General features: G+C 74.4%; 10 protein-coding genes and 1 pseudogene. 6 read left to right on the forward strand and 5 right to left on the reverse strand.

Going from position 1 to position 11,255, the window contains the following annotated elements; translation table 11 throughout:
• Positions 1-228, forward strand: a pseudogene (locus tag AB0J68_RS16040) (endonuclease); the annotation flags it as partial.
• A 100-nt stretch (positions 229-328) separates the two neighbouring features.
• Here the strand turns inward: AB0J68_RS16040 and AB0J68_RS16045 are convergent.
• From AB0J68_RS16045 to cofC, 5 genes are read right to left on the reverse strand one after another with little or no spacing between them, the layout of a single operon-like run.
• Positions 329-1,207 carry an NUDIX hydrolase gene (locus AB0J68_RS16045; protein ID WP_354860103.1) on the reverse strand — a complete coding sequence of 293 codons (879 nt, stop codon included), beginning with the start codon at positions 1,205-1,207 and terminating at the stop codon, positions 329-331.
• Positions 1,195-2,715 (reverse strand): CYTH and CHAD domain-containing protein, encoded by a 1,521-nt coding sequence (locus tag AB0J68_RS16050; RefSeq protein ID WP_354860101.1) that lies wholly within the window; start codon positions 2,713-2,715, stop codon positions 1,195-1,197. Before AB0J68_RS16050 ends, AB0J68_RS16045 begins: the two co-directional genes overlap by 13 nt.
• 24 nt (positions 2,716-2,739) lie before the next feature.
• Positions 2,740-5,112: an RNA degradosome polyphosphate kinase gene (locus AB0J68_RS16055; RefSeq protein ID WP_354860099.1), complete on the reverse strand. Its 2,373-nt coding sequence runs from the start codon at positions 5,110-5,112 to the stop codon at positions 2,740-2,742.
• A gap of 54 nt (positions 5,113-5,166) precedes the next feature.
• Complete coding sequence (locus tag AB0J68_RS16060; RefSeq protein ID WP_354860096.1) at positions 5,167-5,364, reverse strand: cold-shock protein; 198 nt, start codon at positions 5,362-5,364, stop codon at positions 5,167-5,169.
• A 44-nt stretch (positions 5,365-5,408) separates the two neighbouring features.
• Complete coding sequence (gene cofC / locus AB0J68_RS16065) at positions 5,409-6,035, reverse strand: 2-phospho-L-lactate guanylyltransferase (protein WP_354860093.1); 627 nt, start codon at positions 6,033-6,035, stop codon at positions 5,409-5,411.
• A gap of 126 nt (positions 6,036-6,161) precedes the next feature.
• Here cofC and AB0J68_RS16070 point away from each other — a divergent pair, with 126 nt between their 5' ends.
• The 5 genes from AB0J68_RS16070 (at position 6,162) to AB0J68_RS16090 (ending at position 11,164) form a co-directional block, all read left to right on the forward strand.
• Entirely contained in the window at positions 6,162-6,896 is a 735-nt protein-coding gene (locus AB0J68_RS16070; RefSeq protein ID WP_354860091.1) for a lysophospholipid acyltransferase family protein, read from the forward strand.
• On the forward strand, positions 6,893-7,900 hold the full coding sequence (locus AB0J68_RS16075) for an NAD(P)H-dependent glycerol-3-phosphate dehydrogenase (RefSeq protein ID WP_354860089.1): 1,008 nt from the start codon (positions 6,893-6,895) through the stop codon (positions 7,898-7,900). Before AB0J68_RS16070 ends, AB0J68_RS16075 begins: the two co-directional genes overlap by 4 nt.
• A gap of 7 nt (positions 7,901-7,907) precedes the next feature.
• Positions 7,908-9,026, forward strand: a complete 1,119-nt coding sequence (locus tag AB0J68_RS16080; protein WP_363939113.1) for a cystathionine gamma-lyase — start codon at positions 7,908-7,910, stop codon at positions 9,024-9,026.
• A 5-nt stretch (positions 9,027-9,031) separates the two neighbouring features.
• On the forward strand, positions 9,032-9,820 hold the full coding sequence (locus AB0J68_RS16085) for a putative protein N(5)-glutamine methyltransferase (protein WP_363939115.1): 789 nt from the start codon (positions 9,032-9,034) through the stop codon (positions 9,818-9,820).
• 294 nt (positions 9,821-10,114) lie between these two features.
• Positions 10,115-11,164, forward strand: coding sequence for an ROK family protein (locus AB0J68_RS16090; RefSeq protein WP_354860082.1), 1,050 nt, complete (start codon positions 10,115-10,117; stop codon positions 11,162-11,164).
• The last annotated feature ends 91 nt before the right edge of the window (positions 11,165-11,255 follow it).

Genomic DNA, 11,255 nt, shown 5'->3' on the forward strand with positions numbered 1-11,255 from the left:
AACACCGAGCCGGGCGACGAGGCTTTCGAGCAGTTCACCGCGGCCGGGCTGGTCGACGCGTTGGCGGTCGCCCGTCCGCTGGCGACGAGCCCGGCCGACGATCCACGCCAGCAGATCGACCACGTCTTCGTCTCGCCCGGCCTGACGGCGACGAATCCGGTCGCGCCGCGCGGCGAGGCCAGCGACCACCTGCCGGTGGCGGTGACCCTCACCCTGCCGTCCCGCTGACCCCGCGCCGGGATCGCCGATGCTGCGGTATCTGGCCAGCCGGACACCGCCACGTCGGCGACCTGAAGGGGGGATCAACCGCCGAAGCGCCGGGCGGGCCTCACAGGCGGTCGGCCGCGAGCAGCCGCTCGCCGCTGAAGGCCAGCAGCCAGCCGCCGCCCTTCGGGGTAATGAAGTCCTCGTCGGCGCGGCCGGTCAGCTGCTCCAACGCGCCCGGCAGCACCTTGCCCTGGCTGCACACCGCCACCTGCCCGCCGGCGCAGGCCAGCTCCAGCAGTTGGGCGGCGGTGGCCAGCACCCGCTCGTCCTGTTGCTGACCCGGCTGCGGCTCGTCCAGGTCGCCGCAGATCTCGATGGGCAGGTCGAGCAACGCGGCGGCCGGGTCCAGGGTCTGCACGCAGCGGCGCGGCGAGGCCGACAGGAGCCGGGCCGGGCGCACCAGGGCGATCAGCGGCGCCAGCGCGTACGCCTGGGCCCACCCCTCGCGATCGAGCGGGCGGGCGGTGTCCGGGCCGGTCGAGGTGGCCCGCTTGCCGGCGTGCCCGTGCCGGACCACCGCGACGGTCGCGGTCACCGGCGGCAACGCGGCGAACCCGGCGAGCACCTCGGCGTCGTGCGGATAGCTGACCAGGCGGATCGCGTCGTCCACGGCCAGCCACCGGATGTCGTCGACCTCGGTGCCCGGCTGGAACCCGCCCTCGGCGACCGCGAGCATCGACCAGTAGTCGACCAGTTTGGCCTGCCCCTCGCTGCGGTAGCGCACCGACGGCAGCCGCACCTGCGGTACGCCCCGCACGTCGGCCTCCTCGGCCACCTCCCGGACCGCCGCGACCAGTGGATGCTCGCCCGGTTCGAGCTTGCCCTTGGGCAGCGTCCAGTCCCCGTAGCGCGGGCGGTGCACGACGCAGACCCGTACGCCGTCGGCGGTCGGTCGCCAGCAGACCCCGCCGGCAGCGCGGATGCCCGTCACGGCAACCATCTGGTCCGCCGTCGCCGGGTGGCCCGGTGCCACGCGGCGGGGAACCGGGCCCGCATCAGGCGGACCGTGTCGCGTTCCCGCTCGGCCAGCCGCCCGGCGGTGACCGCCAGCTCGTGGTCGGCCGGTCGGTCGGCGGCGAGGGCGAGCCAGGTCTCGGCGGCCACCGCGGCGTCCTGGTGTTCGCCGAGCACGTCCTGGACGCGGGCCAACGCGCGGGCCAGCCGCCGCGCGTCCTTGCCGACGGCCGGGACCACTGCGGTGACCGCGTAGCGGGCCTGCTTGCCCTCCTTGCGGACGGCGTGCCAGCGGTCGTCGGGGGCCAGCGGGTCGAGCCCGTCCACGCCGTCGGGGCCGGTGAGCTGCCGCCACGGGCGGGCCACCAGCTTCGGTAGCGTGCGCGCCGCCGGGGCGGCCGCCCGTCGGGTGAGCCGGGGCGCGCGGGCGGCCAGCACCAGCGCGTCCACCAGGGCCAGGTAACGCGGCGAGCGCAGCGCCTCGTCGATGGCGGCGAGCGCCTGCCGCTGCCGCTGCGCGAGCGCCTCGTCCAGTCGGTCCACCGCGCCCGTGTCGAGCGGGCTGAGCGGGTCGGCGGTCGCGGTGCGCCGCAGTCGGTCGCGGAGCACCTCGGCGTCGCGCGCCCCGCCGAGCACCCCGGCCAGCCAGCGCAGCTCGTCGCGCAGGGGCCGGGCCCAGCTGCGGCGCACGAGCGGCCGGAAGGTGCGCAGGTCGCTGCGCAGCCGTCGGCAGGCCACCCGCATCTGGTGTACGGCGCTGTCGCCGCCGTCGGTCGAGGTGCGCAGCCGCACCAGCGGGTCGTGCGCCAACAGTCGGCCCACCTCCTTGCGGACCGCCTCGGTGACCATGTCCCCGGCGGTCGGGTCGGCCGTCAGTCCGCCCGGCCCGACCAGGTCGGGTTCGGCCTGCGCCACCGTCCCCAGCGCCCGTACGTGCTTCGGGGTGAACGAGCCGGCCCGGGCCCCGGCCTCGCACAGCACCTCGCCGATTCGTTCCAGCAGCTTGCGGTCGCCGGCCTTGCGCTCCACCTCCACCTCGCGGAACGCGCCGGTGGTGGCGCCGGCGTCGTCGAGGACTGTCACCCGGTCGTCCACCACCTCGGCGAGCACCGTTCCGGCCCGGTCGCACACCTCGTGAGCGTGCCGGACGGTGCGTACCACAGTCACCGGCGCCAGCGACGCGCCCCGATGCAGGACGGTGACCAGCTCGACCAGCTCCGGCGGCGGCTGCCCGACCGGCCCGGGACGGGAGATCTCGTGCCGGACGCCGGGCGTGCCGGTGGGCAGCTTCACCGTCCACGGCAGCTCGTCACCCTTGCGGTGGCGCAGGGACGCCCCGGCGCGGGCCAGCCGCAGGTCGACCGTGTCGAGGTAGCGGGCGACGAGCGTCACCGGCGGCAGCGCCCGGACCCGGCCGCCGGCCGGAAACGTGGCGGACAGGTCCGGCAGCACGAAGGTGTCGTCCACCTCGTACTTCTGCTCCTCCTCGACCATCAGCTCAGCCTATGCCGCGAACGGTCAGCCGGCCGTGCCACCGACGCGGCGCAGCAGCAGATCCTGCAGGTGCACCCGGGCCGCGTCGTCACCGTCGGTACGCCGCGTCCAGGTGCCGTCGCCGGCCAGCTCGAACGCGTCCACGTCCGGGCTCATCGCGGCGGTCAGCACGTAGTCCAGCTCGGCGCGGGCGACCGGATCGCTCACCTGCACCAGCGCCTCCACCCGCCGGTCCAGGTTGCGGTGCATCAGGTCCGCCGAGCCCATCCAGAACTCGGCCTCGCCGTTGTTGCCGAAGCGGAAGACCCGGGAGTGCTCCAGGAACCGGCCGAGGATCGAGCGCACCCGGATGTTGTCCGACAGCCCAGGCACCCCCGGACGCAGCGTGCACATGCCCCGGATGAGCAGGTCGACGTGCACGCCGGCCTGGGACGCCCGGTACAGCGCGTCGGTCACGCCCTCGTCGACCAGCGAGTTGACCTTGAACTGGACCAGGCCGGGCATGCCCAACCGGACGTGCGCGATCTCCCGTTCGATGCGTTCGATGAGGCCGCTGCGGATGCCCTGCGGGGCGACCAGCAGCCGCCGGTACGCGGTCTGCCGGCTGTAGCCGGTCAGCACGTTGAACAGGTCGGTGAGGTCCGCCCCGATCTCCGGGTCGGCGGTGAGCATCCCGAAGTCCTCGTACAGGCGGGCGGTCTTCGGGTGGTAGTTGCCGGTGCCGATGTGGCAGTACCGGCGGATCTGGTTGCCCTCCTGCCGGACCACCAGGGCGGTCTTGCAGTGCGTCTTGAGCCCCACCAGGCCGTACACCACGTGGCAGCCGGCGCGTTCCAGGGTGCGGGCCCAGCCGATGTTGGCCACCTCGTCGAAGCGGGCCTTCACCTCGACCAGGACCACCACCTGCTTGCCGGCGGCGGCCGCGTCGACGAGCGCGTCCACGATCGGCGAGTCACCGCTGGTGCGGTAGAGGGTCTGCTTGATGGCCAGCACGTTGGGGTCGGCGGCGGCCTGCTCGATGAAGCGCTGCACGCTGGTGGCGAACGAGTGGTACGGGTGGTGCACCAGGATGTCCCCGTCCCGCAGGGTGGAGAAGACGCTGCGCGGCACCTCGCCCTCGGCGAGCCGGGGATGCGTGGCCGGCACGAACGGCGGGTCCTTGAGATCGGGGCGGTCGGCCTCGCCGTACACCTGCCACAGCGCGGAAAGGTCCAGCAGGCCGGGCACCCGCAGCACGTCCTGGTCGTCCATGTCCAACTCGCGGACGAGCAGCTCCAGCATGTGGTCGGAGATCGACGCGGCGACCTCCAGGCGGACCGGCGGGCCGAACCGGCGGCGGGCCAGCTCCCGTTCGAGGGCCTGGAGCAGATCCTCGTCGCGGTCCTCGTCGACCTCCACCTCGGCGTTGCGGGTGACCCGGAACAGGTGGCACTCGACCACCTGCATGCCGCTGAACAGCTGACCCAGGTGCACCGAGATCAGGTCCTCCACCGGCAGCATCCGCACGCCCGGCTGGTCCCGGTCGACCCGTACGAAGCGCGGGACGTTGTTGGGCACCTTCACCCGCGCGAACAGCTCGGACCCGCCGTCCGGGTCCCGGACCGCCACCGCCAGGTTCAACGACCGCCCGGAGATGTACGGGAACGGGTGCGCCGGGTCCACCGCGAGCGGGGTGAGCACCGGGAAGATGTGCTCCCGGAAGTAGGTGCGCAGCCGCTCCCGCTCGGGGTCGCCCAGGTCACCCCAGCGCAGTATGCGGATGCCCTCCTCGGCCAGCCGGGGCAGGACGTCGTCGACGAAGCAGGCGGCGTGCCGGGCGACCAGCTCGGCGGTCCGTTCGGCGATCAGCTCCAGCTGCGTGCGCAGGGGCAGCCGGTCGCCGCCGCGCACCGGCAGGCCGGCGGAGAGCCGCCGCTTCAGGCCGGCGATCCGCACCATGTAGAACTCGTCGAGGTTGCTGGCGAAGATCGCCAGGAACTTGGCCCGCTCCAGCAGGGGGGTGCGCTGGTCCTCGGCGAGGGTGAGCACCCGCGCGTTGAAGTCGAGCCAGGACAGCTCCCGGTTGAGGAAGCGGTCCTCCGGCAGCGGGGGAGCAGCCGGTGGCTCGTCGTCCCCCGCACCGCCCGCGGAGAGGCCGGTGGCGAGGCCGCCGGAGGTGCCGGGCAGGGCCGCGCCGGTCGCCGGGCCGTCCGTCTCCGTGGGCGGCACGCCGGGTTCGATGACCTCGTCGAGCCCGGAGGACGCCGCGCCCGGGTCGTCGGCGAGCGTGTCGGCACGGGCGGCGCCGGCCCGTTCGGCCCGGGACGGGCGGAAACGGCCGTCGGTGCCGCGAACGCGGGCGCCGTTGCGGGGGTCGGTGGCGGGAGGGGTGACCGGATGCTCGCGAGGGGTGCTCACCCGCTCATAATCACCCGATTAGAGTTAACGCAAAATGAACTTGGCCCCGCCAGCTCAGTGCATCGTCGGCAATGTCACCCGGACGACCTCGCCGTCGGGATCGGTGTCGATGCGCACCCGCTGGCCGAGCCGGAGCAACCGCAGGCCGGAGGCGTCGAACGCCCGGGCGGGAAAACGCAGCTCGGTGCCGTCGTCGAGCAGTAGGACACCGCTACGTGTCGCCGCGTCGTAACTGGCCACCGTGCCCTGCATGCTCGCACCGTACACCGGCCGGGTCAGCTTGTTCAGCGCGCCGGTCAGCCGGCGGCGAGCAGCGCCGCGGTGCGCGGTCCCAGCCCCAGCCGGGCGGCGGCGGCCAGGTCCTCGGCGGTGTCCACGTCCCGCCGCAGGCTGGGCCAGTCACCGGTCAGCGGCAGCGCCCCACTCGCCGCGTGCGCCGCCGCCGAGCCGACGCCGAACCGTGGGTCGAGGTCGACGCCCGACGGCGCGGCGAGCAGCACCGTCCCACCACCGGGGGCGTCCGCCACGAACCGGCGTACCCCCTCGGTGTCGTGCTGCGCCGCGCGCAGCGCGTCGGCCAGCTCGGCCGGGCGCAGCGCCGGCAGGTCGGCGGTCAGCCCGGCCACCCACCGCCCGGGGATCTGTGCCGCGCCGTGCCGGAAGGCGGCGTTCAGGCCGGCGTCCGGCAGGTCGGGCACCGTCCGCGCCCCGGCGGCCCGCGCCGCGGCCGCCACCCGGGTGTCGTCGGTCACCACCAGGGCCTCGGCGACCGCCGGGCAGGCCAGCACCGCGCGGAGCGTGTCGGCCGCCAGCGCCAGTGCCAGCTCCTCATGCGGTACGCCGGGCAGCGCGCCCCGCAGCCGGCTCTTGGCCGCGGTCAGACGCTTCACCGGCACCACCACGGCCCACCTCGGCTGACTCACGTCCGCAATCCTGCCAGCCGGACGACGGGACCCTCGCTGGCCGTACCGGGGGCGAGCAGGCATGATTTCCGCTGCGGGTGTCGCGGGTGGGGCTCGCGGCGGGTCGGGGCGCGACGAGGAGGCACAGTGGCACGGCGGAGGCTGGGGTTCTGGCAACGGTTCGCCGTGGGGCTGGTGAAGCCGGTGATGACCGTCTGGACCCGGCGGACCTGGCGCGGCCAGGAGCACCTCGCCCGTGACGGCGGAATGATCATCGTCGCCAACCACATCTCGCACGCCGACCCGTTGGTCTCCGCGCACTTCATCTACGACTCCGGGCGGTGGCCGCAGTACCTGGGCAAGGCCAGCGTGTTCCGGGTGCCGGTGATCGGCTGGATCCTGCACCGCTGTCTGCAGATCCCGGTCGAGCGCGGCAGCGTGGACGCGGTCCGCTCGCTGGACAAGTCGGTCGCCGCGCTCGACGAGGGTGGCGCGGTGGTGATCTACCCGGAGGGCACGACCACCCGACAGCCGGACCTGTGGCCGATGAAGGCCAAGACCGGCGCGGCCCGGCTGGCGCTGGCCACCGGCGCCCCGGTGGTGCCGCTGGTGATGTGGGGTCCGGAGCGGATCTTCGACCCGCGGACCAGCCGGCTGAACCCCCGCCCCCGGATCCCGGTGACCGTCGTGGCCGGCGAGCCGGTCGACCTGAGCTGCTGGGCGGGCGCCCCACCGACCCGGGAAACCCTCGAGGAGATGACGGACGCCATCATGCTGCGGCTGCGGGACATGCTCGTCGAGATCCGCGGTGGCACCCCGCCGCCACTGTGGGAACGGCCGGCCCGACCGTCCGTCGAGCGCCACCCCGGTGAAGCGGCATGAGCGGCCACGTCGCGGTGCTGGGCGCCGGCTCCTGGGGAACCGCCTTCGCCAAGATCCTGGCCGACGCGGGGCGGGACGTGACCGTGTGGGCCCGCCGCGCCCCGGTGGCCGAGAGCATCCGCGCCGAGCGTCGCAACCCGGAGTACCTGCCGGACCTGCTGCTGCCGGCCCGGGTCACCGCCACCACCGACGCCGCCGAGGCGATCAGCGGCGCCGAGGTGGTGGTGCTGGCAGTGCCCTCGCAGACCCTGCGCGGCAACCTCGCCGAGTGGGCCGGGCACCTGCACCCGGACGCCACTCTGGTGTCGCTGATGAAGGGCATCGAACTCGGCACCACCAAGCGGATGAGCGAGGTCATCGTCGAGACCGCCGGGGTGGCCGCCGATCGGGTGGTGGTGGTCTCCGGCCCGAACCTCGCCCCCGAGATCGCCGCCGAGCAGCCGGCCGCCACGGTGGTCGCCGGCACCAACGCCGACCGCGCCACGCTCGTGCAGTCGTCGATCCGGACGCCGTACCTGCGGCCGTACACCAACGACGACGTGATCGGCTGCGAGCTGGGCGGCGCGGTCAAGAACGTGATCGCGCTGTCGTACGGCATCGCCACCGCGATGGGCTTCGGCGACAACACCCGGGCCATGTTGATGACCCGAGGGCTGGCCGAGACGGCCCGCCTGGGTGTGGCCCTCGGGGCGGACCCGATCACCTTCGCCGGCCTGGCGGGCATGGGCGACCTCGTCGCGTCCTGCTCGTCCCCGCTGGCCCGCAACCGCACCTTCGGCGAGCACCTGGGCCGGGGCGAGACGCTGGAGCAGGCCCAGGCCGCGACCCGACAGACCGCCGAGGGCGTCAAGAGCTGCCTCGCGATCCGCGATCTGGCGCGGGCGCACGGGGTGGAGATGCCGATCACCGAGCAGGTCGAACGGATCTGTCACGAGGGGATGGACCCGCGGCTCGCCGTGGACACCCTGATGAGCCGGACCGCCAAGCCCGAGTCGTACGAGTGAGGAAGCGATGAGCGAACTGGGAGACGGCACCCGCTGCGTGCGCGCCGGCCTGCCCGAGCCGGCGCCGGGTGATGCGTTCCTGCCGGGTCCGGTCTTCGCCGCGCCGTACCACCTCGACCCGTGGCAGGGGCCGGACGCGTCGCCGAACGGCTACGGCCGCCCCGACAACCCGACCCGGCGGCTGTTGGAGGCCGCCGTGGGCGAGTTGGAGGGCGGTGACTGCCGGGTCTTCGCCAGCGGTCAGGCTGCCATCACCGGGACGCTGCTCACCCTGCTGCGCCCGGGGGACACCGTGGTGCTGCCCTCCGACGGCTACTTCCCCGTCCGGGCGTTCGCCACCGCCGTGCTGGAGACGATCGGCGTACGGGTGCTCTTCGTGCCGACCGTGGGGCCGTACCCGTCCTTCGAAGGCGTCCGGCTGGTGCTGGTGGAGACCCCGGCCAACCCGGGTCTGGACGTGGTCGACGTGGCCGTCCTGGCGGAGCGGGCACACGCCGCCGGCGCCCTGCTCGCGGTCGACAACACCACCGCCACCCCGCTCGGGCAGCGCCCGCTGGACCTCGGCGCCGACCTGGTGGTGGCCTCCGGCACGAAGGCGCTCACCGGCCACTCCGACCTGCTGCTGGGCTACCTGGCCAGCCGGTCCGCCGAGGTGATCGAGGCGGTGACGCTCTGGCGTACCGGCACCGGTTCGATTCCGGGAGCGTTCGACGCCTGGTTGGCGCACCGGTCGCTGGCGACCCTCGACCTGCGGCTGGCCCGGCAGAGCGCGAACGCCGCAGCCGTCGCCGACCTGCTGGCGGGCCGGCCGGACGTGACCGGTCTGCGCTGGCCGGGGCTGCCGGACGATCCCGCCTACGCGGTGGCCTCGGCGCAGATGCGCCGGATGCCCGGGGTGCTCTCGTTCGACCTGGGCGACGCCGACCGGGTGGCCCGCTTCGTCGAGGCCGCCCGGCTGGTGGCGGCGGCCACCTCGTTCGGCGGTCTGCACACCACGGCGGACCGGCGGGCGCAGTGGGGGGACGACACCGCCCCCGGCTTCGTCCGGCTCTCCTGCGGTGTGGAGGACACTCCCGACCTGGTGGCCGACATCGCCGCCGCCCTGGACGCCGCCGGGCCGGTCTGAGCTTCGTGGCAGAGCCGTACTTCACCGACCGCACCACCCTCGTGGGCCGGCTGCGCGCCGCCGGCTGCGTCTACGCCGAGGACGAGGCGGAGCTGCTGCTGGCCGCCGCGGACTCCCCGGCGACGCTGGCCGACCTGACCGCCCGGCGCGTCGCTGGCGAGCCGCTGGAGTATTTGCTCGGCTGGGCCGAGTTCTGCGGTCTGCGGATCGCCGTCGACGCCGGCGTCTTCGTGCCGCGCGGTCGGACGGCCCTGCTGGTCGAGGCCGCCGTCGAGCTGACCGGCCCGGCGCCGGCCGTGGTCGACCTCTGCTGCGGCTCCGGGGCCACCACTGTCGCGCTGGCCCGCCGGCTCGCGCCGCGCTGGCTGGCCGCCGCCGACATCGACCCGGCCGCCGTGGCCTGCGCCCGCCGCAACCTCGCCGGGCTATCCGCCGAGGTGTACGAGGGTGACCTGTTCGCTCCGCTGCCGGCGCACTGGCGGGGGCGGCTCGACCTGGTGGTGGCCAACGCCCCGTACGTGCCGACCGAGGCGGTGGCGCTGATGCCGCCGGAGGCGCGGCTGCACGAGGCGCCGGTTGCGCTCGACGGCGGGCCGGACGGGCTCACCGTGCTGCGCCGGGTGGGCGTCGACGCGGCGCACTGGCTGGTGCCCGGTGGGCACCTGGTGGTCGAGGCTGGCGAGACGCAGACCGACGCGCTGTGCGCGGCGTTCCACGCAGCCGGACTGTCGCCGACCGTACGACACGACGAGGACCTGGACGCCACTGCGGTAATCGCCCGCCGCCCAGGCTGACGCCCAGGCTGACCGGCCCATCAGCGCTGCGGCGGAGGTGCGGGGTTGACTCGCCCACTTGTTCGCATCCTTTGCTCTGCTTCAACCGGCGCAACACTCGCGGCCGATTTGTGTTGCGCGGAGTGAAGCAGAGCAAAGGACGCGCGACAGCAGTCCGGGGCACCGGCGACAGCAACTCCGGATGTCACCGGAGCTCGGCTGACACCCCAACCCAGTTTCGGTGGGCGGGCGTGGCGGGGGAGCGGGGTTGGCACTAGCCTCGGCTCACACTCATGAGGGCGGGAGGCGGTTGCGGTGGGCAGCGCAGGTGTGCCGGTGGTCGTCGGCCTGGACAACGGCGGCACCAGCAACAACGCCACAGTCCTGACGGTGGACGGCCGGTTCCTGGTGGACGGGCTGCTGGAGATCCCGAGCGAGGTGCGCGCCGGCCCGGACGCGGCGATCGAAGCGCTGGCCCGGGCGCTGGACGGGGCTCTGGCGCAGACCGGCGTGCCTCGTGACCTGGTCCGGGCGGTCGGGTTGGACACGCCCGGCCCGGCCAGCGCCACCGGCGTCATTTCGTCGCGCGGCTCGACCAACTTCTCCCAGCCTGCCTGGCGTGGCTTCGACGTGCGGGGCGCGCTCCAGCGACGGCTCGGCCTGCCGGTGATCTACCACAACGACGGCAACGCCGCCGCGCTCTACGCCCACCACGTGTATTTCGGCGACGAGGCGATGGCGCGATCGTCGGTCTCGGCGATCGTCGGCACGGGCCTCGGTGGCGGGGTGGTGGAGAGCGGCAAGGTGATCGCCGGCGCCGCCGGCATGGCCGGCGAGCTGGGTCACGTGCACATCCCGCTGAACGGGCTGCTCGGCCCGGGGCAGCCGGAGCCCACCTGCGCCTGCGGCTTCACCGGCGACGTCGAGAGCGTCGCCTCGCTGACCGGCATCGAGCGCAACCTGCTGCCGTACTGGCTGACCCGCCACCCCGACCACCCGCTGGCCGCCGAGCCGGCGGCGCGGGCGGCGAAGCTCGTGCGGGGCTACGGCGAGCGGGGTGACGCGCTGGCCCGGGATCTCTTCACCCAGCAGGCGATGGCGCTGGGCCGCCTGTTCACCGTGGCGGCCAACTTCACCGATCCCCACGCGTACTTCGTGGGGGGCGGGGTGGTGGAGGCGGCGCCGGAGTTCCGCGACTGGTTCCTGGCGACGGTCCGCGAGCACACCGTCCTCCGGGAGGAGCAGGCCGCGGTGGCCACCTTCGCGCTGGTTCCGGACCGCGACATGGCCGGCGCCAGGGGTGTGGCGATCGCCGCCCTGGAGGCGCTGCGCGCCGTGCCGGAGCCCCGCCCGCTGGTCGCCTGAGTTCTCTCCCGCTCGTCGGCCGTGCCCGCTCGCCGGAGCGTCCCCTTCCCCGCCCGCGCCCCGCTGACCGGCGGTGACAGCCCGGTCAGCG

It is taken from the genome of Micromonospora sp. NPDC049580, assembly GCF_040675595.1.
Classification (GTDB): domain Bacteria; phylum Actinomycetota; class Actinomycetes; order Mycobacteriales; family Micromonosporaceae; genus Micromonospora.

What these genes read in the sequence shown, in the direction of transcription:
- AB0J68_RS16050 (WP_354860101.1), bottom strand. Translation starts at nt 2,715, where the DNA reads ATGGTCGAGGAGGAGCAGAAGTACGAGGTGGACGACACCTTCGTGCTG.
- AB0J68_RS16045 (WP_354860103.1), bottom strand. Translation starts at nt 1,207, where the DNA reads ATGGTTGCCGTGACGGGCATCCGCGCTGCCGGCGGGGTCTGCTGGCGA.
- AB0J68_RS16075 (WP_354860089.1), top strand. Translation starts at nt 6,893, where the DNA reads ATGAGCGGCCACGTCGCGGTGCTGGGCGCCGGCTCCTGGGGAACCGCC.
- AB0J68_RS16060 (WP_354860096.1), bottom strand. Translation starts at nt 5,364, where the DNA reads ATGCAGGGCACGGTGGCCAGTTACGACGCGGCGACACGTAGCGGTGTC.
- AB0J68_RS16080 (WP_363939113.1), top strand. Translation starts at nt 7,908, where the DNA reads ATGAGCGAACTGGGAGACGGCACCCGCTGCGTGCGCGCCGGCCTGCCC.